Raw genomic sequence first — 23,567 nt, 5'->3', positions numbered from 1 at the left:
AGTCCGGCACACCAGGCTCGGGGCCATGAAGACGGAAACCACCACCCCAACCGGTGAGTTCGGCGGCGAGTTCGCGCACCGGCTCTCGTCGACGCGCCGGGGCGCACGGCTGGCGCGGCTGCTGGCGGTGCAGCAGATGCGCGACTGGGGGCTGACGGACACCGACGCCGCCGAGCTCGTCGTCGCGGAGCTCGCGAACAACGCGGTGACGCACGGTCGCGTACCGGGCCGGGACTTCGAGGTGCGGCTGGTGCTGGGGGAGGGGTGCGTCCGGGTCGAGGTCTCCGATGCCCGGACCGAGCGCGGGCCGCGGCCCCCGGCGGTGCCCGTGCCCGGCTGTCCCGCCGAGGGTGGCTACGGCCTCCCCCTCGTGGCGGCCCTGTCCACCGCGTGGGGCGTGCAGGACCGCTCGGTCGGCAAGACGGTCTGGGCGACCGTCATCGCCTGACGCCGGGCGGGGGTGAGGCGGCCCCCGGCGCACCGGGGCGCCGGCGGCACCGCCGCCGCCCGGCCGGGGGCCGTGGTGGAGGTGCCGGTCCGCGCCGTCGCGTCAGTTCCAGCGGATGAGGGTTTCCAGGTGGTCGTCGGAGCCGTCCATCGGCGGGTCGAGGTCGGCGACCTTCACCGGCCGGGCGCCCGGAGAGGACAGGTCGCCCCGGTAGAGCGTGAGCTTTCCGCCCTCCCCGCCGGAGAGGAAGGCGAAGTGCTTGCCGTCCGGCGAGGCGACCGGCGTCATGTTGGAGCGGTCGTTGGCGGGGACCAGGTTCTCCTTCTTCACCACGCGCGAGTAGTCGGGTGCGAAGGTGATCTGCTCCAGATCGCACACCAGCCGGGTCTCGTCGCGCCAGAAGGCCGGAGCGCACGTCTCCTTGCCGTCGGCGCCCTTGAGGTCGGTGAGGGTGTAGCCGCCGTCGGACGCCCCGGCCGCGGTGAGGCGGTGCAGGGTGAGGACGGGGCCGGTGTCCACGCTTCCCGAGAGCTCGGCCGTGACCTTCGCGGAGGGGGAGACGGCCTGCGGCCAGGAGTTCGCCGCCAGCACCGTGGCGGCGGTGGCGGCGTCCCGGGTCACGACCTTCGCGGCCTCGTCGGGGCTGAGGCGCTTCTCGGTCGGGTAGCCGGCCTTGGGGTCACGCTGGGCGTAGCCGTCCTTGTCCCCGTAGGCACGCTTCTCGTCGTACCAGAAGAGGCCGGAGTCGGGGTGGAAGGCGGCACCCTTGTTCTCCGCCCGCTCGCTGAACTCGTCCGGGTCGGGCGGGGAGACCTCCTTGCCCGTGGTCAGGTCGTAGACGGCCGCCCGTTCGGAGGCGCCCGCGCTGGTGATCCCGGCCATCAGGGTGAAGTCCTTGTCGAAGGCGGAGGTGGCCAGATTGCGGTAGCTGCCGCTCTCGCACACCGTGACCGGCTCCACCTGTTCGGGCAGCACCATGCTCCGCTCCGCGAGCAGCGCACCGTTCTTCACCGCGTACGAACGCAAAGTGATCCCGAAGACCTCGCCGCCCCCGGAGGGGATCTCGTGGCAGTAGGCCAGGGTCAGGCTGTCCGTCTGGGCGAGCGAGGCCACCTTGACGTCGAGGGGCTTCTCCCCGCCGACTCCCGTCCCGCTCCCGCCCTGACCGTCCGCCTTCGTCCCGCCTCCGCCGCACGCGGTGAGCGCCAGTGCCGCCCCTACCGCGATCCCGGCCTGCGCCAGACGCTTCATCGTGCTGCCCCGTTCGTTCGTTCGGCTGATCGCTCGGATCGCCGTGGGTGTCCGCGCTTCCCGTGCGCCCGACAGGTCTCGACCTCGGAGGCGACGGCACGGGCAGCGCGCCGTACGCCCTCCGGCGAGCCGATCAAGAGCGTTCCCGATCTTGGCGGCTTTGTGGGTACACGGTCAAATGAATCGGTCGCGGTTGCTACGCCACGGTGCGCCGGGCGCCGGGCCCGCCGTGGCCGACGGCCGGCGGGCCGGTGCGGACGGTCGATTCGCGGCGGCGGCCGGAATCCGCCACCTCCCGCAGCGAGGCGTGCCGGAGCCGTCGGCCGCCCCCGCCCCGTGCGTGAGGTGACGTATCTGCGGGTGAAAGCCGTCCGCCTGGAGAGTGAGTGAGGGGCTCGTAGGGAGAAGTTCGCGCTTTTCTCCAGAAATCATCCTGTTTCGGCAAACCGCCAGCGTGTTGATGAGGAGTCGGACGATGCGCCACACCAGTTACGGCAACGACCTGCGGGCGCGGATCGCCGCGCCCGGGACCACTCCGCTGATCGGCGTCTACGACATGTACTCGGCGTCCGTCGCCGCCGCGCACTACGACGGGATGTTCGTGTCCGGCTTCGGCTTCGCGGCCTCGCACTACGGGCTGCCGGACATCGGCTTCATCGCGTGGCCGGACATGGTGGCGTTCGTGCAGCGGCTGCGCGGGGCGTTCCCGCGGCACCACCTGCTCGTGGACATCGACGACGGCTACGTCGACCCCGAGGTGGCGTGTCACGTGGTGGAGGGCCTGGAGCGGATCGGCGCGTCGGGGGTGATCCTGGAGGACCAGAAGCGGCCACGCCGCTGCGGGCACGCGGACGGCAAGCAGGTGCTGCCGCTCGACGAGTACCTGGCCAAGCTGGAGATGGTGCTGCAGACCCGGCGGGACATGGTGGTCGTGGCCCGGACGGACGCGACGGACGAGGACGACATCCTGCGGCGGGCCGAGCGGCTGGCGGCCACCGACGCGGACGTCGTCCTCGTGGACGGCGTACGGAGCGTGGAGTGGATCCACCGCATCCGCGAGGTGGTCGGCGGCAAGCCCCTGCTCTTCAACCAGATCGCCGGCGGCAGGTCCCCGCGCCTCTCCCTCTCCGAACTCGCCGAGCTCGGCGTGGACGTGGCGATCTACTCCACTCCCTGCCTCTTCGCCGCACACTCGGCCATCGACTCGGCCCTCGCCGAACTGCGGGCGTCGGACGGGCGCCTGCCGTCCTTCGACCCGGAGAGCGGCATCGGCGTCGCCGCCTCGACCCGCCTCCTGGAGCGCAACATCGCGAGGCATCGCGAGGCCCGCGAGAGGGTGGGCGTGTGACCCGCCCGGCCCCCTGCCGGCGGGCGGCGCTCCCGCTGCTGGGCGCGGGCGTGCCGGCGGCCCTGTGCGCCGGGCCCGCCGCGCAGGGCGGCCTCCTCGGGTCCTGCGCGCACCGGAACGGCCGGACACCGCCCTCGTGGTGTCCGGCCGTTACCCGCGGGCCCGTCTCCCGCCCGGTCCGTGGGCGGGTCGCCCACGACGTTCGACGGACTCCGGGTGGTCCGCCAGGGTTGCCCGGACAACGAACCGGCCCGGAGGGCGGACACGGAACGTGACGCCGGGAGAGGGAGAGGCGCACGCGGCGGACCCGAGCGCCCCCGGCGTGGGAGGGCGGCCCGGCTAGACCGCCTCGCCGCGTTCCACCACGCCCCGTACGTACGCCGCCTGGCCCGCGTGCTGGTTGTCCTCCGCGATGACGCTGACGAGGCGGACGCCCAGGGTGACGTGCGGGGTCCAGCGGGTGTCGACCACGCGGTCGAGGTCGGTGTCGCTCAGCGGGGCGACGTGGGTGAGCGTGCGGGCGTGGACCGCGTCGTAGTAGGCGAGGAGGAGGTCCGCGGGGGCGTGGACGGCGGCGACCTGCTGGGCGCTGTGGCCGAAGCCGGTGGCACCCTCGGGGAAGGGCAGGCCGAAGCGGCCGGACCAGCCCTCGGACGTCCACACCTGCTCCGTCCCGAACGCGTCCGCCACGTGGTCGTCCTGAATGCGGGTCAGGTGCCAGACGAGCCAGGCGATCGAGTTCGACTCGGCGTCGACGCGGGCCACCAGCTCCTTCTCCGAGAGTCCCTCGACGGCCTGGTGCACGGCCTCCTGGACCCGGGCGAACGCGTCCGTCAGCAGCTCGGCGGTCTTCATGGCCCTCCTCGTACGCTGGCGACGTGAGAGAGACGGATCTGGCTCTGGCCGATGGGCGCTCGCTGCACGTCTACGACAGCGGTGGTGACGGACCCGTCGTCCTCTGGCACCACGGTACGCCGAACATCGGCACCCCGCCCCGTCCGCTGTTCCCCGCGGGTGACCGGCTCGGGGTGCGCTGGGTGGCCTACGACCGGCCGGGCTACGGCGGTTCCGGGGCGCGTCCCGGGCGGACCGTGGGCTCCGCCGCCGAGGACGTACGGGCGGTCGCCGACGCCCTCGGGATCGGGCGTTTCGGCGTCCTCGGGCATTCCGGCGGCGGGCCGCACGCCCTGGCCTGCGCGGCTCTGCTGCCCGGCCGGGTGACCGCCGCCGTCGGCGTCTCCGGTCTCGCGCCCTACGAGCCGGAGGCCGACCGGGACTGGTTCGCCGGGATGACTCCGTCCGGGGAGGCCGGGCTGCGGGCCGCCCTCCGGGGGCGGGCCGCGAAGGAGGCGTACGAGGCCTCCGCGGGCTACGACCCCGAGATGTTCACCCCGGCCGACCACGCGGCCCTGACCGGGGACTGGGCCTGGTTCGACGAGGTCGTCGGGCCCGCGCTCGCGCAGGGGCCCGGGGGCCTGGTCGACGACGACCTCGCCTACGTGGCGCCCTGGGGCTTCCGGCCGGAGGAGGTGGCCGTGCCCGTGCTGCTCCTGCACGGGGAGCGGGACCGCGTCGTGCCCGTCGCGCACGCGCACCGGCTGGCCGCCCGCTGCCCGGCCGCCGAACTGCGGCTCGGGGCCGGGGACGGGCATCTGTCGGTGCTGCGGGAGGCCGGCGCGGCCCTGGAGTGGCTGGCCGGCCGCGCGTAGACGGCCGGGGCGGGGATCAGATCCGGTGGTAGTGGTACCCCTCGCCGTGGGAGGGGCCCACGTCGTGGATGAGCCCGCTCGGCACGGCGAGCTTGAACGCCGAGGTGTCGCCGTTCGCGCAGTAGGGATACGAGCCGGAACGGGCCTGGTCCACGATCGTGGTGCCCAGGTTGATGCGGCTGCCGCCGTCGGTGACCGACACCAGCTTGGCCACGTACTCGCAGTGGGCGCCGTTGATCTCGGTGATCAGCCGGGCCGCGATCTGGCCCGGTGCCACCCGGAAGATGGACACCGTCTCGGGCTGCCCGATGTTGTACGCGGCCGTGTACTTCCACGTGCCGACGAAGGCCGACGGAACACGGTTGTCGCTGCCGGCCGGAGGCCTGGGCGCGGTCGTGGCGGGCTTCGGCGCCGTACCGCCCGAGGACGGGGAACCGCCGCCCGAGGACGCCGCCGAGCCGCCGCCCGTGGTCGTGACCGAGCCGCCGCCCGAGCCCGTACCCCCGCCGCTCGCCGGGACGCCCCCGCCGGAACCGCCGCCGACGGCCGCACCCCCGGCCGCGCCGCCGGCCGCACCCCCGGCCGCGCCCCCCGGCGGCGGCACGGCGGCCGTCGTCGGCGCCCCGCCCGGGGCCTTGGTCGGCGGGACGGACGGCGGCGCGGACGAGGGGCCGCCCGCGGGTGGCGCCGTGGTGGTGGCCGTGGCGCCGGGGGCGCCCTGGAGGCCGCGTTCCCGCGCGCCGTCGTCGATCAGCTTCACGACCGTGCCGCTGACGCCGAGGACCACGAAGACGGCGGCCACGATCGCCCACACGCGGGAGGCCCGGCGCGGCTCGCGACCGGTGGTCCCGGCGGTGGCGGGCGTCCCGGCGGGGGTGCCGGGAGGGGTCCCGGCCACGGCCCCGTCGCCCCCGGTCCGCGGGAGCAGCCCCATCGTGCCGGAGGCCGGCGCCTTCGCCGCCGTCTCCGCCGCCTCCCGCTCCAGCTCCTCCGACAGCGCCTCCGCGTCGAGCAGCCGGGCCGCCTGCCGCGCCAGCCGCGCCACGAGCTCCGGAGGCAGCCAGGCCCCGGCGGTCGGCCCGCGGCCCGACTCCTCGCCCGGCAGCGCGGGGTCCGCGAGCAGGGCGGCGATGGCCGGCCGCTCCGCGGGGTCCTTGGTCAGGCAGCGTCCGATGAAGGCACGCAGCTCCTCGGACTCCACCCGGTCGAGCTCCGGTTCGGCCTCCACGATCTGGAACATGATCGCGTGCTGGTTGCTGGCCCCGTGCCCGAAGGGCAGCCGCCCCGTCGCCGCGTACATGAGCACGCAGCCGAGCGCGAAGACGTCGGCCGCCGGGCCGAGCCTCTCGCCGCGGACCTGCTCGGGGGCCATGAAACCGGGGGAGCCGACCACCATGCCGGTGCTGGTCAGCAGCGACTCGACGGAGGGCTCCAGGGCCCGCGCGATGCCGAAGTCGATCACCCGCGGGCCCTCGACCGTGAGCATCACGTTCGACGGCTTGAGGTCCCGGTGCAGGATCCCGGCGCCGTGGATGCCCTGGAGGGCCCGCAGCAGGCCCAGCGCGAGCGCGAGGATCGAGTCGGCGGGCAGCGGCCCGTGCTCCCTGACCACCTGCTCCAGGGAGGGACCGGGCACGAAGCCGGTCACCACCCAGGGCCGGGCCGCCTCCGGGTCGGCGTCCAGGACGGGCGCCGTGTAGTGCTCGCCCACCTTGCGCACGGCGTCGATCTCGCGGCGGAAGCGGGCCCGGAACTGCGGATCCTGCGCGTGCTCCTCGTGGACGACCTTCACGGCCACGGTGCGCCCGCTCCCGGAGCGGGCCAGGTACACCCGTCCCATGCCGCCGGACCCGAGCCGGCCGAGCAGCCGGTACGGGCCGATCAGCCGCGGGTCGCCGGAGGCGAGCGGCTCCAGTCCGCTGCCGCCGGCGCCGCTCCCCTTGCGCCGCCGTTCGTCGTTCCCGCCACCGCTCATGCCGGTCTGGTCCCCCTGGTCGTCCCTGCCCCGTTGGTCGCCCCGAACGCGCACAGCGTAGATGAGTGCGCGTCACATGGACGTCCGGGACGGGGACTTGGGTTCCTCCTGGCGCCCTCTCCTTACCGGAACCAGCCCTCCACGTCCGCGATCAGCTGAACGCTGCCGGAGTGGTTGTAGAACGTCACCTTGCCGTCGACGACCGGGACGACGACCTGGTTCGGCACGGTCTGCCCGGCACGGAAGTTCAGGCTCGACGCGGTGGTGCGCGGGGTGCCCGAGGGATACACGGAGACGAAGCCGGCGACCGTGGGCTGGGTCGCGGTGACGTTCAGGACGACGGCCTTCACCCCGGCGGGGACCGCGCCGACGCCCGCGACCGGCAGCGTCACGGACTGCCCGGCCCCGACCGCGCCCTTGCGGACGCCGAGGCCGCTGCGGGTGTCCATGAGCCGGCGGCTCTCCGAGCCGGTGAAGGCGTGTCCGGTGCCGCTCGTGTAGTAGCCGACGACGTCTCCGACCAGGTCCAGCGAGCCGAAGCGGTTGGTGAAGGCGACCCTGCCGTTGACGACCGGCACGACGACCAGGCCCGCGACGGTCCGGCCCGCGGGGACGTTCAGGTTCGACGTGCCGGGGAGGGGGGTGCCGTCCGGGTAGGCGGTGACGAAGGTGGACGAACTCGCGTTGGTGGCGGTCACGTTCATCACCACGGCCGTGACCCCGCTCTCCGGGACGCCCTGGACGCCTGCCACCCGCAGCCGCGCGGTCGCTCCGGGGCCGATCTTGGCCTTCGGCACGCCCGTCCCGCTGCGCGTGTCCATGAAGCGGGCCGGGGCGAGCGGCTGGTAGGCCGAGCCGGCGGCGCCGGGGGTGTAGTAGCCGGCGACGTCGGCGACGAGGTCGACGGTCCCGCCGGTGTCGGCCAGCAGCTCCACCCTGCCGTCGACGACGGGCATGACGACCAGGTTGGAGGTCGTCTCCCCGGCCCCGAAGTTGAGGTGGGAGGACGGGGTCCAGGTGGCGGACGCCGGCGCGACGTTGATGTGGCCCGGCTTCGTCGGGCCGGTGACCGTCACGTTCAGGACGACGCTGGTCGCCCCGGTGGCCGGGACGCCTCCGGCGCCCGCGACCTTCAGCGAGACCCGCTGCCAGGGGCCGACCTTGGCCTTGGGCGCGCCGACGCCGCTGCGCGTGTCGAGGACCCGGTGCGGCTGGAGCGGCAGGAAACCGCCGGGGAGGGTGGTCAGAACGGTGTTCCGGGCCTCGACGGACCCGCTCGTCTCCAGGACGAACCCGTCCCCCGCCTCCGGCGCGACGAGCAGCTCGTACCCGTAGGTGTCCGCGAAGACGCCGCGGCCGGCGTCGTCCCTGCCGTCCCAGCGCGCCGTGACGGTGGCCGCCGGGCCGCCCGTCCCGGTGAGCGTGCGGACGAGCCGCCGGGAGCGGTCCCGGATCTCGACCTTCCACTGCGCCACCGGTCGGGACAGGCGGAACAGGCCGTCCCAGGCCGGGTCCTGGGCGGAGGCGACGTCGAACCGCTCGTCGGCGGAGGCGTGGGTCAGGGCGGGGCCCGCCGGGGCGATCGGGACGTGCTTCACGTGGATGTTCCGCTGAGCGTCCACGAACCCGACGCCGCCGCCGTACTTGTCCACCGCCCAGTCGGTGCGCCGGCCCGCGTTGCCGGTGACGACCGGGACGTCGGCGAACTCGGAGGTCGTGCCCGTGGCCGCGTCGGTGAGCATCAGCTTCCCGGCCGCGTTGTCGCGCCGTACGACATAACCGTCGCCGAGCAGCGCCTCGCCCGCCGGGACGGCGACGTTCCTGTGCTGCCACCGGTCGTGGACACCGGCCTTGCCGTCCGGCCCGCAGGCCCAGTAGATCCAGCGGTCCAGCACCTGGAGCTCGGTGGGCACGCACCCGGAGCCCAGGTCGACGTCGGCCTCGGTCCACTTCCCCACCAGGTCGTAGGCGTTCACCTTGCCGGTGGCCGCGGCGGGCTTCCACAGCTTCGTGCCCCACAGGGCGGCGGCGGTGCGAGACCTGGTGAGCAGGACCCGCTCCTCGCCGGGACGTTCGCCGAGGTCGCCGACGTACTGCTGGTCGCCGGACTCGGCGATCACGAACCGGCCCGCGGCGTCGGCCAGGCGGTCGGTCGCAGGGAAGTTCACCTGGCGCGAGGTGCGAGAGCCGGACGGGGACACCGCCGAGCTGCCGTAGAAGTAGACGCTCTGCCCGTCGCCGAGGGCGCGCAGCCCGTCGGGCGCGTAGGGCTCGGCCAGCCGCCTCACCTCGCCCGGGGCGCTGGTGTCGGCCTCGTAGAGGCCGGTCCTCGGCCCGCTGTCGGCGAGGAAGTTCACCCGGCCTCCGGCGATGTCGAGACCGGCGTAGTTCGCGGGCATCCGGGGCAGGTCGCGGAGCTTCGTGAGCCGTGGCGCCCCGTCCTCGCCGAGGGTGATGCGGTGCACGGCCCAGTCGGTCGCGCCGCTGCCGCCGACGACGAGCACACTGCCGTCCGCGGCGACGGTGGGCCGTCCCACCGCGGCCGGCAGGAGTTCCCTGGCGGCTCCGCCGCCGACGGGGACGGCGTAGAGCTTCCCGCCCACGTGCTCGGGGGAGAGGCTGCTCACGTCGTGGTGCGTGATGACCCAGTCGCCGATCACGGCGTGGGAGCCCCAACGGGTCTCGTACGGCGCGGCGGGCGGCAGGGGTGTCGTCTCCGGCGTCGCGGCGGCGTCGTTCCGGCGGACGGTCAGGACCTCCAGGTCGCTCTTGGTCACCAGGAGGCGGTCGGCTCCCAGTCGCGCGGCGGCGTACGAGCTCACCTGGAGGGTCGGGGTGAGGGTGGCGCTCTCGTAGTCGAGGAGGAACGAGGTGTACGGCGCGGTGGGCGTCGCCTTGGTGCTCAGGACGGCTCCGCGTGCGTCCTGGGCCGCGACCACCAGTGTGGTGGCCTCGCCCAGGCCGGTGACGGGCCGCTCGGTGACCGTGCCGTTCGCGGCCGTGCGCAGGTAGAGCCCGGTGATCTTGCCGTCGGACGCCTTGGTGGAGGTGAGGACGGTGTCGGCGTTGTAGGCCTGCGTCCACTCCTGGTCCGCGGGAACGGGGACGTAGGTCCCGGTGCCGGTGGCGATGTCCGTGATCAGCACCTTGCGGCCGGTGGAGAACGTGTGGAGGCTCGCGCCCAGACCGGAATGGCCCCCGTTCGGAACGGTGTCGCGCGGCGTTTCGGTGCCCGTGGCGTAGTCCGTCCACACGGGCTTCCCGGCGCCCTCCGGGCTGTGCAGGAACCCGGTGGCGCCCGCGCTGTGGACGGCGTCGGTCCGCGGCTTGTACCGCCCCGGATCCGGGATCACCACCTCGTCGCCGACCGACGACGGCGCCGGGTCCTCGGCGAGGGCCGGGCCGGTCGTGGCGAGGCTCAGGCCGGTCGTGGCGGCCAGGACGGTGGCGGTGGCGAGCGCGGTGCGCGAGAGCGCGGTGCGGCGGGCTCTGCGGGCGTGACGAAGCATGTGTGGGTCCCCTCCCTGTGCGCGGGAGGAGATCTCGCCAGGTCACGCCTGTGCGGCGCGGCCCCGGCCCCCTGTCCCCCCCCGGATCGGGGGATCCTAGCCGAACGCCCTCACGGCGTCTTCGGAGGATGCGTCCTGCGCCACTCCGCCACCGCCGCCTCCACGTCGAACGGCGTCAGCCGCAGCGGCGGACCGGCCGGCGGCCGGGCCAGGGCTTCGATGATCCTGGTGTTGACGTCACCGAGGACGCGGCGCAGCTGGGACTCCGAGACGGCGGTCCGCACGGCCTCCGCCGCGTCCTCGGCCTCCTTGCGCAGGGTCAGGGCCGGCGGCAGCACCGACGCCCCCTCGCGGTGCATCTTCCGCTTGATCCACCACAGCTCGTCATAGGGAGCGGCCTCGTCCGCGAGCGGCTTGCCGAAGCCCTCCAGGCGGGAGAACTCACCGCGCTCCGTCGCCTCGCGGATCTGCTTGTCGACGAACGACTCGAAGCTCACTCCGGGCGGTTTCCGTTCGGTCATGCCTCCAGCCTACGGACCCGCTCACCCGGACGGCCGCGGCCGGAACGGGTGGAAAACGGCAGGGGCCCCGCCCCGTGCGCTCGGCGCGCACGGAGCGGGGCTCCTTGGGTACAGCTCTAGAGATCGCGATCAGTCGACCCGGGTCACTCAGACCGGGGTGACGTTCTCCGCCTGCGGACCCTTCGGGCCCTGCGTGACGTCGAAGTTCACCTGCTGGTTCTCCTCGAGGGAGCGGAAGCCAGAGGCGTTGATCGCGGAGTAGTGGACGAAGACATCCGGGCCGCCGCCTTCCTGGGCAATGAAGCCAAAGCCCTTTTCAGCGTTGAACCACTTCACGGTTCCGGTAGCCATGAGCCCTCCTATGGGCCAAAGGGTCGCCCTGCTCCAGAACATGCATACCAAGTCTGAAAACTACAAAAGCCTGCGGGTCACATGCTCCGCAGGCTCTGTACTGCAAGGGAAACCAAACTGCAACTTGCGTCGAGCGTAGCACGCAGCGTGGTCGAAGCGGTAGAGGTAAAGATCACGTCACCCGCATGTTTGATCCACCCCCACATGCTGACGCGCCCCCGGCGATGTCCACCGTGCGAGACGGGACTAGCCTCGCGATGTGGACAATGCAACCGACGACCACCAGCGCACCCGGCCCCGCGTCGGACACATCCAGTTCCTGAACTGCCTGCCCCTCTACTGGGGGCTCGCCAGGACCGGGACGCTTCTCGATCTGGACCTCACGAAGGACACCCCCGAGAAGCTCAGCGAGCGGCTCGTCCGGGGCGATCTCGACATCGGGCCGGTCACCCTCGTCGAGTACCTCCGCCATGCCGACGACCTCGTCGCCCTCCCCGACATCGCCGTGGGCTGCGACGGTCCCGTGATGTCCTGCGTGATCGTCTCCCAGCGCCCGCTGGAGCAGCTGGACGGGGCGCGGGTGGCGCTCGGCTCCACCTCCCGCACGTCCGTACGGCTGGCGCAGCTGCTGCTCGCCGAGCGCTACGGCGTGTCCCCCGACTACTACACCTGCCCGCCCGACCTCGGCCTGATGATGCAGGAGGCCGACGCGGCGGTGCTGATCGGCGACGCGGCGCTGCGGGCCTCGCTGCACGACGCGCCCCGGCTCGGGCTGCAGGTCCACGACCTGGGCCTGATGTGGAAGGACTGGACGGGCCTCCCGTTCGTCTTCGCCGTGTGGGCGGCCCGCAAGGACTTCCTGGCCCGCGAGCCGGAGACGGTCCGCGAGGTGCACCAGGCCTTCCTGGCCTCGCGCGACCTGTCCCTGGAGGAGGTCGCCAAGGTGGCCGAACAGGCGGCGCGCTGGGAGTCCTTCGACGCGGAGCTCCTGGAGCGGTACTTCCGCACCCTCGACTTCCGCTTCGGGCCCGAGCAGCTCGCCGGCGTGCGGGAGTTCGCCCGCAGGACCGGCCCGACCACCGGCTTCCCGGCGGACGTACGGGTGGAGCTGTTCGGCGCCCGCTGACGGGCGGAGCCGGTCAGGACGAGGGGATCGGCGCCTGGAGCTGCTTGCTGATCCAGGCGATGGTGCCCTCGTCCATGCCCCTGACGTAGCTGACCGCGTTGTGCCCGCCGTTCTGCACGACCTGCAGACGGGCCTTCACCGGGCCCCTGTTCGTGTAGGCCTTCATGAAGGCGTCCATCCTGGCGCGGGTCTTCTCCCGGGTGCCGATCTGGAAGCCCAGGTAGACCCGGTTCTCCGGCGTGTCGGGCTTCCTGTTCAGGGCGGCCGCCAGCTTCTCCGGGTTGTTCGCCTGGAGCTCCTTCTGGTGCCCCTTCCACAGCGGGGAGTCGGGGACGTAGTCGGGTCCGGAGGCGATGGCGGCCTTGAACCTGTCCGGCTTCTGCAGCACGGACTTGAGTGCGACGAAGCCGCCCGAGGACGAGCCCATGAACGCCCAGCCGTCCCGGGACTTGAAGGTCCGGAAATTGGCCCGGACGAAATCCGGCACGTCCTCGGTCAGCCAGGTGCCCATTCTCGGCTGGCCCGGGATATCACTGCCGTCGTAGTAGTGCTTGTCGTCCGGGTTGAGTACGGGCATCACCAGAATGAACGGAAGGCTCTTTCCCTCCTCCGACCACCGGGCGACGCTCGACTGGAGTTTGAGGTCCGTGCCCATCCAGTAATTCGTCGGATAGCCGACGCCGCCGGGCAGCGAGATGAGGACGGGGAAGCCGCTGTCCGCGTACTTCGGGTCGAAATACTGCTTGGGGGCCCACACCCACACCTTGCCCGTGAATCCGGACTTCTCGCCGTGGACCTCGGTGACCCCGATCTTCGTGCCGTCCTCGACCGTGCTGGCCGTCACGAAGTCCGCCTTCGGCCCGGTGGGGAAGACGGTCTCGGGCACCTTGGTCCTGCCGGTGCCGCTGTGCTTCCGGGCGACCTGGTGGTTGGCGGTCCGGTTGCCGCGCGGCGTGTCGAAGGAGACCGGTTCGTCCTCGTCCTTCGAGCAGCCGCTCACCACGGCCAGGGTGGTGCCGAGGGCGAGGGTGGCCGCGAGGGTCCGGGCGAGCGGGCTGCGACGTGTCATGACGGGGCTCCGGTGCGGTTCGGCGTGCGTTGCGCGGAATACGGCGATTCCGGTGAGGGAGAGGGACGCCGGCGGCGTTCGGTTGGCTCGGGACCGGGACGAATCCGCGCGGAGGCCCTGGCGTAGGCTGGTTCGGTCCGTGCAGTACGCGTCCGAACCCTCCGAAAGGGACACACCCGGTGACCGAGAAGGCCGAACTCCAGTCCGTTCTCGACCGCGCCGCCGCGGGTGGCCGGATCACCCCCGAGGAGGCGCTCGACCTCTACCGCTCGGCGCCGCTGCACGCCCTCGGCGCCGCCGCCGACGCCGTGCGCCGCCGCCGGTACGCGGGGACCGAGCACATCGCCACGTACATCATCGAGCGCAACATCAACTACACGAACGTCTGTGTGACGGCGTGCAAGTTCTGCGCCTTCTACGCGCCGCCGAAGGACACCAAGAAGGGCTGGACGCGCGACCTCGACGACATCCTGCGCCGCTGCGCGGAGACCGTGGAGCTCGGCGGCACCCAGATCATGTTCCAGGGCGGGCACCACCCGGACTTCGGCGTCGAGTACTACGAGAAGCACTTCGCCGCCATCAAGGCGGAGTTCCCGCAGCTGGTCATCCACTCCCTCGGCGCGTCCGAGGTCGAGCACATGGCCCGCATCTCCGGCGTCTCCGCCGAGGAGGCCATCACCCGCATCCACGCGGCCGGCCTCGACTCCTTCGCCGGCGCCGGCGCGGAGCTGCTCCCCGCGCGCCCCCGCAAGGCCATCGCGCCGCTCAAGGAGTCCGGCGAGCGCTGGCTGGAGATCATGGAGATCGCCCACAAGCTGGGCGTCGAATCCACCTCCACGATGCTCATGGGCACCGGCGAGACCAACGCCGAGCGCATCGAGCACCTGCGGATGATCCGCGACACGCAGGACCGGACGGGCGGCTTCCGGGCCTTCATCCCGTACCTGTACCAGCCCGAGAACAACCACCTGAAGGGCCGCACGCAGGCCACGGTCTTCGAGTACCTGCGGATGATCGCCATCGGCCGGCTCTTCATGGACAACATCGCCCACATCCAGGGCTCCTGGCTGACCACCGGCAAGGAGATCGGCCAGCTCACCCTGCACTACGGCGCCGACGACCTCGGCTCGATCATGCTGGAGGAGAACGTCGTCTCCTCGGCCGGTGCCAAGCACCGCTCCAACCTGCGCGAGATGATCGACATGATCCGCACCGCGGACCGGGTCCCGGCCCAGCGCTCGACCACCTACGAGCACCTGGTCGTCCACGACGACCCGGCGAACGACCCGGTCGACGAGCGCGTGGCCTCCCACATCTCGTCCATCGCGATCGAGGGCGGCACGGCCCACCCCGAGCTGAAGCTGCTCGACGCGAACTGACCGGAACCGAGGCTCCATGCTGACGCTGCACGTCGCCGACGCGTCGCCCGAGAACGCGGTCCTCGTCGACGGCGCCCTCCTCGCGGCCGTCGGCCCGTACGAGGAACTGGCCGCCGCCCACCAGGACGCGCGGCTGCGCAGGTGGCCCGGCATCCTCACCCCCGGGCTGCTCAACCCGTACGGTCCCGAGCTCCTCGAAGAGACCTACCACCCCGATCCGCGCGAGGCCGACGCGTACGGCACCGAGCCGATCACGGGGGAGCGGGCCCGGGAGATCCTCCGCGCCGACCCCGCGCGGCTCGGCGCCAGCGCGCGGCGCGGGGTGCAGCGGCTCCTCGCGCACGGCACGGTCGCCGTCGCCGGCGAACTGCGCGGACGGGCCGCCCAGGACGCGGTGCGCCGGGCCGGGCTCGCCGTCGGGCAGCGCCCGCCGAACCTGCCGGGTCCGCCGTCGCTCGCGCCGGCCCCGCTCGTCCTGCTGCCCGGACTCGTGGCGGGCGGCCCGGCCCGCTTCGCCGTCTTCGACGTGCCCGACCGGGCCGCGCTGGTGCGGCGGGGCCCCGCCACCTGCGTGGCCACCGTCGTCGGCGGCCGCCTCGTCTACCGGGCCCGCTGACCGCGGGTCACGGGGCGCCCTGCGACAATGCGGGCGTAGCGTCAGCCGGCAGTACGACACAAGTGAGGCGAAACCCAGTGACCCGCGCCACCCTGGACAAGCAGCCGCACGAAGTCGCGTCGATGTTCGACGACGTGGCGGCGAACTACGACCTCACCAACGACGTGCTCTCCCTCGGGCAGGACCGCCGGTGGCGCAGGGAGGTCGCCAAGGCGGTCGACGCGCGCCCCGCGCAGCGGATCCTGGACCTCGCCGCCGGCACCGCGACCTCCTCGCAGCCGTTCGCGCGGGCCGGGGCGTACGTCGTGCCCTGCGACTTCTCGCTGGGCATGCTGCGGGTCGGCAAGAAGAACCACCCCTGGATGCCGTTCACGGCCGGCGACGGCACCCGGCTGCCCTTCAAGGACGACGTCTTCGACGCCGTCACCATCTCCTTCGGGCTGCGCAACATCCAGGACACCGACCAGGCGCTGCGCGAGCTGTACCGCGTGACGAAGCCCGGCGGCCGGGTCGTCATCTGCGAGTTCTCGCACGCCACCTGGGCGCCCTTCCGCACCGTGTACGAGGAGTACCTGATGCGCGCCCTGCCGCCGGTCGCGCGCGCCGTGTCGTCCAACCCCGACGCCTACGTCTACCTCGCCGAGTCCATCCAGTCCTGGCCCGACCAGCCGACCCTCGCGGGAATGCTGCAGAAGGCCGGCTGGGAGCGGGTGGCCTGGCGCAACCTGACGGGCGGGATCGTCGCGATGCACCGGGGCTTCAAGGCCGCGTGACGCGTCGCGTCGCGGGCTACTTCCGGTACATGCCGTAGCCGCTGATCCCGGCGTACACGGCGTCGGCGACGGCACGGTGCACGTACACGCCGTTCACCCGGTCCGTCGGCGGCGTGCGCACGGTGGTGGTGCCCGCGGTGGTGGCGGTGATCAGGGTCGCCGAGCCGCCGCCGTCGAGGTTGAGCGCGTCGATCAGGCCGAGCTCCTCGGAGTCCAGGAGTTCCGCCAGGTCGTGCAGCCAGGCGCCGTCCTCGTGGGTCGTGGCGCTGCTCGCCTGGGGCTGCCCGGTCAGGGTGACGAGGACCGTGTGGCCGCGCACGTTCGTGCCGAGGGCCACGCGCGAGTCGGTGCAGATCGGGGTGCCGTCGACGCCGGTGTCCGTGTCGCCGCAGGTGTTGGGCAGTTCGGCCGGGATCTCGCCGTCGCGCAGGAGCTGATGGAAGGAGCTCACGACGTCCACCGAGGGGTCCAGCGGGATCTCCCGGCCGAACCGGGTGTCGGTCAGCTTCCGGGAGACCTTGAGCGTGCTGCCGAGGAGCGCGTGGTCGCGCAGCCAGGTGGCGCCGGTGCCGACGCCCTGGAGGATGCGGCCGCCGGACGGCACCTTGACCTGGACGGTGCTGCCCTTGCCGCCGCCGCGGCTCGCGCGGGCGGCCGTCACCTTGCCCGTGGCGTCGAGGACGACCTCGAAACCGGGGTCGTCGTCCGTGGCGACGGTCGGGTCCAGGTCGGGCTTGGGCACCGGGTACCTGTAGTCGGAGGTGAACAGGACGATCTCGTCGGGGTCGGTGTAGACGCCCTTCTGGCCGGTGACCGACTCGGCGACGAGCTTGTCCTCGCCGTCACGGGCGCAGCCGCGGGCGCGCCCGGGGTCCCGGTTGATGTCGTCGAGGCGGGCGGGCGCCCCGTCGGCCGCCGTCAGACCGAGGTCGGTGCGCAGCTTGGTGATGTAGGGGACGCCGTACTGGATGACGGCCCCCGACGTGCCCTGGCCGCCGCCCCAGCAGCTGGAGCCGTGCAGGACGCCGTCGGTGACCGAGACGCCCATGTGCTGGAGGGTGACGGGCGCCGCGGCCGCCAGGTCGGGGTGCGGCTTCTCCGACTTGAACAGGCTGCCGTTGACGCCGGCCACGGGGTGCCGGGAGGGCGCGCCGGCCCCGGCGAGCTGGTCGGCGACCGTCTCGGCCAGGCCGTCGCCCGCGCCGACGGTGCCCGACAGGTCGAGCGGGGCGGCCGTGGGGTCGATCTCGACGACCTGGAGGAGACGGGATCTGCTCCGGTTGTCCTTGCCCGGATCCTTCTCGGTCCAGTTGGTGACCGTGATGCCGGCGGGAAGCTCGGTGGCGCCCGGCACCGGAGTCGGCTGCCAGGAGGTGGCGAGCGGGCTTTCCACGACGTCGACCGCCGTGGAGGAGGGGGCGTTCGACGTGGACAGGGCGAGGGTCGCGGTGAGGGCGACGGCGACCGCGAGGGCCGGGCGCAGGGGCGTGTTCACTGGCACTCCGAGGTTCCGGCGACGAGCTCGTGGGAGCGGAACGTGCCCGTGAAGGGCGGGGGGACGGTGACGCTCTGGCCGCGCAGCACGACGTACGCGCCGTAGGTCGTGGCGCCCTGGGTCCAGCTGCCGCTGTAGTCGGCGTTCGGGTAGAAGCAGAGGTGCTCGGCCGTCCGGTTGAACACGGAGACGGGGGCGACCTCGGGGCCGTAGCTGCTGCCGTGGTTCCCGGTGGCGGCGTCGAGTCCCGGCGTGTGGACGGTCAGGGCGCCGCGCCCGTTCTTCTCGGCGAAGGTGCAGACCTGACCGTCCTGGCAGCGCTCGTAGCCGGTGAAGCACAGGGCGCGGGTGGGCACCAGCTTGTACGAGCCGACGACCCAGCGGACGCCGGCGGTGACGTACTCGTCGCCGTTGCCCGGCTTGACGGTCTGGAGGCCGCCGCCGTACTCGGGCCTGCCGTACATGCAGGCCCACATGCCGGTGGTGTTCTTCACGGAGAGGACGGTGCCGGCGTCCCGCTCCGCCTTGCCGCCCTCGGCGACGTCCACGCGGGTGCCGGACCCCTGGCTGCCGTCGTAGAGACACAACCGTCCGGTGGGGCAGTCCTCGAAGGGGAGGGGTTCGGCGTTGGCGGGCAGGACGAGGAACGCCGAGCAGAGCAGGGCGAGGAGGGCCGCGAGCAGCGAGCCCCTCCTTATCTGTGTACGAGTGATGGTCACACCGGATGATCTTGCACGTACGGTCCGTGGGCGGCGAGCCGTTTACGCCCGGGGCGGACGGTCTGCGCCCGGCGACGACGGGTGGAACCGGCCCCCATAGACTGCGAAGCGTCCTGAATCGCCGCATCCCCGGGAGCCTCCGCCGTGACCGAGCAGCCTCTCTCCGAGCACACCGCAGATGTGATCGTCGTCGGGGCGGGCCCGGCGGGCTCGACCACCGCGTACTACCTCGCGAAGGCCGGGCTCGACGTCCTGCTCCTGGAGAAGACCGCCTTCCCCCGCGAGAAGGTCTGCGGCGACGGTCTGACCCCGCGCGCCACCAAGCAGCTCGTCGCCATGGGCATCGACATCTCCGAAGAGGCCGGCTGGCTGCGCAACAAGGGCCTGCGGATCATCGGCGGCGGCGTCCGGCTCCAGCTGGACTGGCCGGATCTCGCCTCGTACCCGGACTACGGCCTGGTCCGCAAGCGCGACGACTTCGACGAGATGCTGGCCCGCCAGGCGCAGAAGGCCGGCGCCCGCCTCCACGAGCGCTGCAACGTCGGCGCGCCGATCGTCGACGACCGCACCGGCCGGATCACCGGCGTCCACGCCAAGCTCGGCGAGGACAAGCGCGAGGTCACCTTCCACGCGCCGCTCGTCGTCGCCGCCGACGGCAACTCCACCCGCCTGTCGCTGGCGATGGGCCTGCACCGGCGCGAGGACCGGCCGATGGGCGTCGCCGTCCGGACGTACTTCACCTCGCCGCGGCACGACGACGACTACCTGGAGTCCTGGCTGGAGCTGTGGGACCGGCGCGGCCCGCAGGACCGGCTGCTGCCCGGCTACGGCTGGGTCTTCGGCATGGGCGACGGCACCTCCAACGTCGGCCTCGGCATCCTGAACTCCTCGAAGGCCTTCCGGGAGCTGGACTGGCGCGAGGTCCTGAAGGCCTGGTGCGCGTCGATGCCGGAGGACTGGGGCTTCACCCCGGAGAACATGACGACGCCGATCCGCGGCGCCGCCCTCCCGATGGCCTTCAACCGCCAGCCGCACTACACCAAGGGCCTGCTGCTCGTCGGCGACGCCGGCGGCCTGGTCAACCCGTTCAACGGCGAGGGCATCGCCTACGCGATGGAGTCCGGACAGATCGCCGCCGACGTCATCGTCCAGGCCCACGCCCGCCAGACCCCGGCCCAGCGCGAACTGGCCCTGCACAACTACCCGAAGATCCTCAAGGACACCTACGGCGGCTACTACACGCTGGGCCGCGCCTTCGTGAAGATCATCGGCAACCCGAAGATCATGAAGATCGCCACCCAGCGCGGCCTGACCCACCCCGTCCTGATGAAGTTCACCCTGAAGATGCTGGCCAACCTCACCGACCCGACGGGCGGCGACGCGATGGACCGCATCATCAACGGTCTCTCGAAGGTGGCCCCGAAGGCCTGAAGCCCGCCCGGTAGGCGGTCGGGGACACCCCGACCGCCCGGGTGAAGTGGCGGCGCAGATTGGCCGAGGTGCCCAGCCCGCTGCGTGCGCCGATCTGCTCGACGGGCAGGTCGGTGGACTCCAGCAGCGCCTGGGCCCGCGCCACGCGCTGCCCGAGCAGCCACTGCAGCGGTGTCGTGCCCTGTGTCTCGCGCACCCGCCGGTGGAAGGTCCGCGGGCTCATGTGGGCCCGGCGGGCCAGCTCGTCCACGCTCAGCGGCTCGTGCAGGTGCTCCACCGCCCACTGGAGGGCCGGGCCGAGCGTGTCCGGCTCCCCGGCCGGCGGCAGCGGGACGGCCACGGACTGCGGCCGGTCGCCCGCCCGGTGGGCCGGCACCACGAGCCGGTCCGCGAGCGCGCCCGCGACCCCGGCGCCCAGGTCCTTCCGTACGAGATGCAGGCACAGGTCCAGGCCGGCCGCGGCGCCCGCGCTCGTCAGGACCGTCCCCTCGTCGGTGTAGAGGACCGACGCGTCGACCGTCACCTCCGGGTGCCGGACCGCGAGTCGGGCCGCGTACGCGTGGTGCAGCGTCGCCCGGCGCCCGTCGAGCACCCCGGCCGCGGCGAGCGCGAACGCCCCGCTGCACATCGACACCATCCGCGCCCCGGCCCCCGCCGCCGCCCGCAGCGCCCCGACCACGTCGGGGGGCAGCTCCTGGCGGCCCTCGACCACCGCGTCCGGCACCGACGGCACGACGACGGTGTCCGCGCCCGTCAGGCCGTCCGTCCCGTGGGTGGCGTGCGGGGCGGGGCCGCAGACCCGCAGGGTGTACCAGGGGTCGGCCAGATCGGTGTGCGCGATGCCGAACACCATCGACGCGACGGAGAGTTCGTACAGGTCCCAGGGGGAGATCCCGCCGCGCTCGTCGGGCACCAGGACGACGGCCACGGTTCCTGCGCTCATGTCCGCGACCCTATGGCAGGAATCGTGCGCCGGGCGGCAGTCCTTCGCCTGTCGGCCTGATTCCGCCGCTGCGAGCGTGGAGCCATGACCACGAACCACCCTGCCCCGCAGCCCGTCACCGTCATCGGCCTCGGCCAGATGGGCTCCGCCCTCGCCGCCGCCTTCCTGGACGCCGGCCACCCCACCACCGTCTTCAACCGCAGCCCGGAGAAGGCCCGCCCGCTCGTCGCCCGCGGCGCCGTCCACGCCGCCACCGTCGCCGAGGCGGTCACGGCGAGCGAACTCGTGGTGGTCTGCGTCCTCGACTACCCGGCGGTCCGCGCCCTCCTCGAACCCGTCGCCGCGGAGCTGCGCGGCCGGGTCCTGGTCAACCTCACCTCCGGCTCGCCCGGACAGGCCCGCGCGGAGGCCGCCTGGGCCGCCGGGCACGGCATCGGCTATCTCGACGGCGGCGTCATGACCACGCCGCCCGGCATCGGCGACAGCGCCCACATGATCCTCTACGCCGGCGGCCCCGAGCTCCTGGCCGCGCACCGCCCCGCCCTCGCCGTCCTCGGCGACCCGGTGGACCTGGGCGCGGACGCCGGCCTCGCCTCGCTGTACGACGCCGGGCTGCTCGGCCTGATGTGGTCGGTCTTCGGCGGCTGGCTGCACGCCGTCGCCCTGGCGGGCGCCGACGGGGTGCCGGCCACGGAGTTCACCGGCGTCGCGGTGCGCTGGCTGCGCACGGTCGCCTGGTTCATGACCGCGTACGCGGACCAGGTCGACGCGGGGGAGTACCCCGGCGACGACGCCACCATCGACGTCCAGGTGGCCGCCGTCGGACACCTGCTGCACGCGGGCGAGGAGCGGGGGATCGACGACCGGCTGCCGCGGCTCCACCTGGAGCTGATGCGGGAGGCGGTGGCGGCGGGCCACGGCGGCGACAGCTACGCCCGGATCGTCGAGAACTTCCGGAAGGCCCCGACGCGGAGGTAGGCCCCGTCCGGGCAAGACCGAAGGGCCGTCATTCCCCCGAGGAGTGACGGCCCTTCCGTGTGAACGGGGTGGGATCAGAGGATCCGCACGGCGCCCGACGGCGGGTCCCAGTCCAGGTCGCGCTCGACGACACCCGTGGACGGGTTCTGCGCGCCGACGTACTTGCCGCCGCCGACGTAGATCGCGACGTGGTACGAGCCGCTGCGGCTGCCCCAGTACAGGATGTCGCCCGGCTGGAGGTCGCTCAGGGAGACGGACGTGCCCATGCTCGACTGGTCGTACGAGATGCGCGGCAGGTCGATCCCGGCCTGGCGGTAGGCGGCCTGCACGAGGCCCGAGCAGTCCCAGGAGTTGGGGCCGGTGCCGCCGGAGACGTAGGCGTCGCCGACCTGGGCCTTGGCGAAGGCGACGATGGCGGCCGCGGAGCCGGTGGCGACCTGCGAGCTGCCGGAGTCGTCGCTGTCGGAGGCGCTGTAGGACGAGGTGCCGGCCAGCGAGGTGCGCTCCGCCGTGCGGGAGGCGCGCTCGCGGGCTTCGGCGCGGGCCTTCTCGGCCTCGGCCTTGCGGTCCGCCTCGGCCTTGGCCTTCCTGGCGTCCTTGGCGGCCTTCTGCAGGGCCGCGTTCTCCTGGGCGGCGAGGCTCTGGTCCAGGGCCTCCTGCTGGCTCGCCTCGGCGGAGGCGGAGACGGCGCTCGCGAGGTCGGCGTCGAGGGAGCCCAGCGTGGGCATCTCGAGGGTCTTCTCGGTCACCGGTTCGGCGTTCGCCGGCGCGGCGGCGCCGGCCACCGCGATGGTGCTGAGGACGCCACCGGCAACTCCGGCCCGGAACGCGAGCTTCGAGGCGCTGCGGCGAGGCTTCCGGTGGCTGGGTATGTGAGCGGTCTGGGACATGAGAACAACCGCTATCAGGGCTTCACGGTTCCCTTCAAGAAACGTGGATTGCGCCACAGTTACGTTCGGAACCTTCGAATCCGCTTCCTCTGCGCCCTTATTGACGCCGTAACGGGCAAAACGGGCACGACTCAATCCGGCCTTGATCACGGGTTTTCAATGAAAGGTCCGAATTGCCCGTCACTTACCACCTCTTCACCTCGATGGCCAAGCCCCGTTCTTTCATGCCCCTCTCATGTGTGGCGCAGGTCACAGTCGAGCTCGTGAATCCGCGCACGTGTCCACCTGGGTACGCCGGACCCCCCGACCGGGCGATGGCCGGTTCCTTTATCACTCGTACGCATCCATCGCCAATTTGCCTGGAGAGCGACTGGCTTGATAGTGCGGGACCCCCTCCGACCAGCGTTTTCCGGTGCGGATGTCACATCTGGTGATCACCTGGGCGCTTCGCGTGGCAAGATCACCGCTCATCCGGCTTCATGATCCTTCGTCAGGTGGTGGAGATCACAAAGTCCTTGGTGCACCCCGTGTCGCAGATCACAGAGGGGCGGGCTTAAGATACGCGGCAGTCGGGCTTGTGAACTGCCTCACATGTTGGCGATCTTTCGCGAGGCCCCCACGAGCCGACGGTGCGGTCCAACGGTCAAGGACGACTGGAAGGAGCGAGGAGCGTGAATGCGTACGCGCCCATCCTCGTGCTCGGTGCCCTGGGAGCGGGGTTTGCGATCTTCTCCGTGGTCATGGCCACGCTGATCGGGCCAAAGCGGTACAACAGGGCAAAACTTGAGGCGTACGAGTGCGGCATCGAGCCGACGCCGACGCCGACCGGAGGCGGTCGCTTCCCGATCAAGTACTACCTGACGGCGATGCTCTTCATCGTCTTCGACATCGAGATCGTCTTCCTCTACCCCTGGGCGGTCACCTTCGACGCCCTGGGGCTTTTCGGGCTCGTGGAGATGCTGCTCTTCGTGCTCACCGTCTTCGTCGCCTACGCGTACGTGTGGCGGCGCGGCGGCCTGGAATGGGACTGAGGGGC

General features: G+C 72.5%; 21 protein-coding genes. 10 read left to right on the top strand and 11 right to left on the bottom strand.

Translation table 11 applies throughout. From position 1 onward, the window contains the following. Positions 1-25: 25 nt before the first annotated feature. Positions 26-448: an ATP-binding protein gene (locus tag ACGF1Z_RS18375; RefSeq protein WP_393005075.1), complete on the top strand. Its 423-nt coding sequence runs from the start codon at positions 26-28 to the stop codon at positions 446-448. A gap of 102 nt (positions 449-550) precedes the next feature. On the opposite strand, the gene ACGF1Z_RS18370 is transcribed toward ACGF1Z_RS18375, so the two are convergent. Beyond that, on the bottom strand, positions 551-1,699 hold the full coding sequence (locus tag ACGF1Z_RS18370) for a hypothetical protein (RefSeq protein WP_393005073.1): 1,149 nt from the start codon (positions 1,697-1,699) through the stop codon (positions 551-553). Positions 1,700-2,174: 475 nt separating this feature from the next. Between ACGF1Z_RS18370 and ACGF1Z_RS18365 the strand changes: the two genes are divergently transcribed. Then, a complete protein-coding gene (locus tag ACGF1Z_RS18365) occupies positions 2,175-3,047 on the top strand; it encodes an oxaloacetate decarboxylase (protein WP_393005071.1) in 873 nt (290 codons plus the stop codon). Positions 3,048-3,386: 339 nt separating this feature from the next. Here ACGF1Z_RS18365 and ACGF1Z_RS18360 read toward each other — a convergent pair whose 3' ends face one another. Then, entirely contained in the window at positions 3,387-3,902 is a 516-nt protein-coding gene (locus ACGF1Z_RS18360) for a DUF664 domain-containing protein (protein ID WP_393005069.1), read from the bottom strand. A 23-nt stretch (positions 3,903-3,925) separates the two neighbouring features. On the opposite strand from ACGF1Z_RS18360, the gene ACGF1Z_RS18355 reads away from it, so the two are divergent. Continuing rightward, on the top strand, positions 3,926-4,756 hold the full coding sequence (locus tag ACGF1Z_RS18355; protein ID WP_393005067.1) for an alpha/beta fold hydrolase: 831 nt from the start codon (positions 3,926-3,928) through the stop codon (positions 4,754-4,756). A gap of 16 nt (positions 4,757-4,772) precedes the next feature. Here ACGF1Z_RS18355 and ACGF1Z_RS18350 read toward each other — a convergent pair whose 3' ends face one another. From ACGF1Z_RS18350 to ACGF1Z_RS18335, 4 genes are all read right to left on the bottom strand, one after another. Next, positions 4,773-6,731 carry a serine/threonine-protein kinase gene (locus tag ACGF1Z_RS18350; protein ID WP_393005065.1) on the bottom strand — a complete coding sequence of 653 codons (1,959 nt, stop codon included), beginning with the start codon at positions 6,729-6,731 and terminating at the stop codon, positions 4,773-4,775. Positions 6,732-6,853: 122 nt separating this feature from the next. After that, entirely contained in the window at positions 6,854-10,240 is a 3,387-nt protein-coding gene (locus ACGF1Z_RS18345; protein WP_393005063.1) for a hypothetical protein, read from the bottom strand. A 110-nt stretch (positions 10,241-10,350) separates the two neighbouring features. Continuing rightward, a complete protein-coding gene (locus tag ACGF1Z_RS18340) occupies positions 10,351-10,761 on the bottom strand; it encodes a DUF1992 domain-containing protein (RefSeq protein ID WP_393005061.1) in 411 nt (136 codons plus the stop codon). Between the two features lie 147 nt (positions 10,762-10,908). Further along, the gene (locus tag ACGF1Z_RS18335) at positions 10,909-11,112 is read right to left on the bottom strand and encodes a cold-shock protein (RefSeq protein ID WP_046908818.1); all 204 of its coding nucleotides are present in this window, start codon (positions 11,110-11,112) and stop codon (positions 10,909-10,911) included. 259 nt (positions 11,113-11,371) lie between these two features. On the opposite strand from ACGF1Z_RS18335, the gene ACGF1Z_RS18330 reads away from it, so the two are divergent. Continuing rightward, positions 11,372-12,238 carry a menaquinone biosynthetic enzyme MqnA/MqnD family protein gene (locus tag ACGF1Z_RS18330; RefSeq protein ID WP_393005058.1) on the top strand — a complete coding sequence of 289 codons (867 nt, stop codon included), beginning with the start codon at positions 11,372-11,374 and terminating at the stop codon, positions 12,236-12,238. 13 nt (positions 12,239-12,251) lie between these two features. Here the strand turns inward: ACGF1Z_RS18330 and ACGF1Z_RS18325 are convergent, their stop codons facing one another. Further along, positions 12,252-13,307: an alpha/beta hydrolase gene (locus tag ACGF1Z_RS18325; RefSeq protein ID WP_393005056.1), complete on the bottom strand. Its 1,056-nt coding sequence runs from the start codon at positions 13,305-13,307 to the stop codon at positions 12,252-12,254. A 179-nt stretch (positions 13,308-13,486) separates the two neighbouring features. Here ACGF1Z_RS18325 and mqnC point away from each other — a divergent pair, with 179 nt between their 5' ends. From mqnC to ACGF1Z_RS18310, 3 genes are all read left to right on the top strand, one after another. Beyond that, entirely contained in the window at positions 13,487-14,686 is a 1,200-nt protein-coding gene (gene mqnC / locus ACGF1Z_RS18320) for a cyclic dehypoxanthinyl futalosine synthase (protein ID WP_393005054.1), read from the top strand. A 16-nt stretch (positions 14,687-14,702) separates the two neighbouring features. After that, positions 14,703-15,302, top strand: a complete 600-nt coding sequence (locus ACGF1Z_RS18315) for a hypothetical protein (protein WP_393005052.1) — start codon at positions 14,703-14,705, stop codon at positions 15,300-15,302. 77 nt (positions 15,303-15,379) lie between these two features. Beyond that, on the top strand, positions 15,380-16,075 hold the full coding sequence (locus tag ACGF1Z_RS18310) for a demethylmenaquinone methyltransferase (RefSeq protein WP_393005050.1): 696 nt from the start codon (positions 15,380-15,382) through the stop codon (positions 16,073-16,075). A 16-nt stretch (positions 16,076-16,091) separates the two neighbouring features. Here the strand turns inward: ACGF1Z_RS18310 and ACGF1Z_RS18305 are convergent, their stop codons facing one another. Then, the gene (locus ACGF1Z_RS18305; protein ID WP_393005048.1) at positions 16,092-17,570 is read right to left on the bottom strand and encodes a phosphodiester glycosidase family protein; all 1,479 of its coding nucleotides are present in this window, start codon (positions 17,568-17,570) and stop codon (positions 16,092-16,094) included. Next, positions 17,567-18,289, bottom strand: a complete 723-nt coding sequence (locus tag ACGF1Z_RS18300) for a peptidase inhibitor family I36 protein (RefSeq protein ID WP_393005046.1) — start codon at positions 18,287-18,289, stop codon at positions 17,567-17,569. Before ACGF1Z_RS18300 ends, ACGF1Z_RS18305 begins: the two co-directional genes overlap by 4 nt. 144 nt (positions 18,290-18,433) lie before the next feature. On the opposite strand from ACGF1Z_RS18300, the gene ACGF1Z_RS18295 reads away from it, so the two are divergent. Beyond that, positions 18,434-19,720 carry a geranylgeranyl reductase family protein gene (locus tag ACGF1Z_RS18295; RefSeq protein ID WP_393005044.1) on the top strand — a complete coding sequence of 429 codons (1,287 nt, stop codon included), beginning with the start codon at positions 18,434-18,436 and terminating at the stop codon, positions 19,718-19,720. On the opposite strand, the gene ACGF1Z_RS18290 is transcribed toward ACGF1Z_RS18295, so the two are convergent. Next, positions 19,686-20,663: a GlxA family transcriptional regulator gene (locus ACGF1Z_RS18290; protein ID WP_393005042.1), complete on the bottom strand. Its 978-nt coding sequence runs from the start codon at positions 20,661-20,663 to the stop codon at positions 19,686-19,688. The genes ACGF1Z_RS18295 and ACGF1Z_RS18290 overlap by 35 nt on opposite strands. A gap of 84 nt (positions 20,664-20,747) precedes the next feature. Between ACGF1Z_RS18290 and ACGF1Z_RS18285 the strand changes: the two genes are divergently transcribed. Further along, complete coding sequence (locus ACGF1Z_RS18285; protein WP_393005040.1) at positions 20,748-21,641, top strand: NAD(P)-dependent oxidoreductase; 894 nt, start codon at positions 20,748-20,750, stop codon at positions 21,639-21,641. Between the two features lie 74 nt (positions 21,642-21,715). Here the strand turns inward: ACGF1Z_RS18285 and ACGF1Z_RS18280 are convergent, their stop codons facing one another. Continuing rightward, the gene (locus ACGF1Z_RS18280) at positions 21,716-22,531 is read right to left on the bottom strand and encodes a C40 family peptidase (protein ID WP_393005038.1); all 816 of its coding nucleotides are present in this window, start codon (positions 22,529-22,531) and stop codon (positions 21,716-21,718) included. 671 nt (positions 22,532-23,202) lie between these two features. Between ACGF1Z_RS18280 and ACGF1Z_RS18275 the strand changes: the two genes are divergently transcribed. Beyond that, positions 23,203-23,562: an NADH-quinone oxidoreductase subunit A gene (locus ACGF1Z_RS18275; RefSeq protein WP_376633154.1), complete on the top strand. Its 360-nt coding sequence runs from the start codon at positions 23,203-23,205 to the stop codon at positions 23,560-23,562. Positions 23,563-23,567: the final 5 nt, after the last annotated feature.

This window comes from Streptomyces sp. NPDC048018 (assembly GCF_043202995.1).
Lineage (GTDB): Bacteria > Actinomycetota > Actinomycetes > Streptomycetales > Streptomycetaceae > Streptomyces.
The sequence above is the reverse complement of the archived record's forward strand: the minus strand, read 5'-3'. Positions and strand labels throughout refer to the sequence as shown.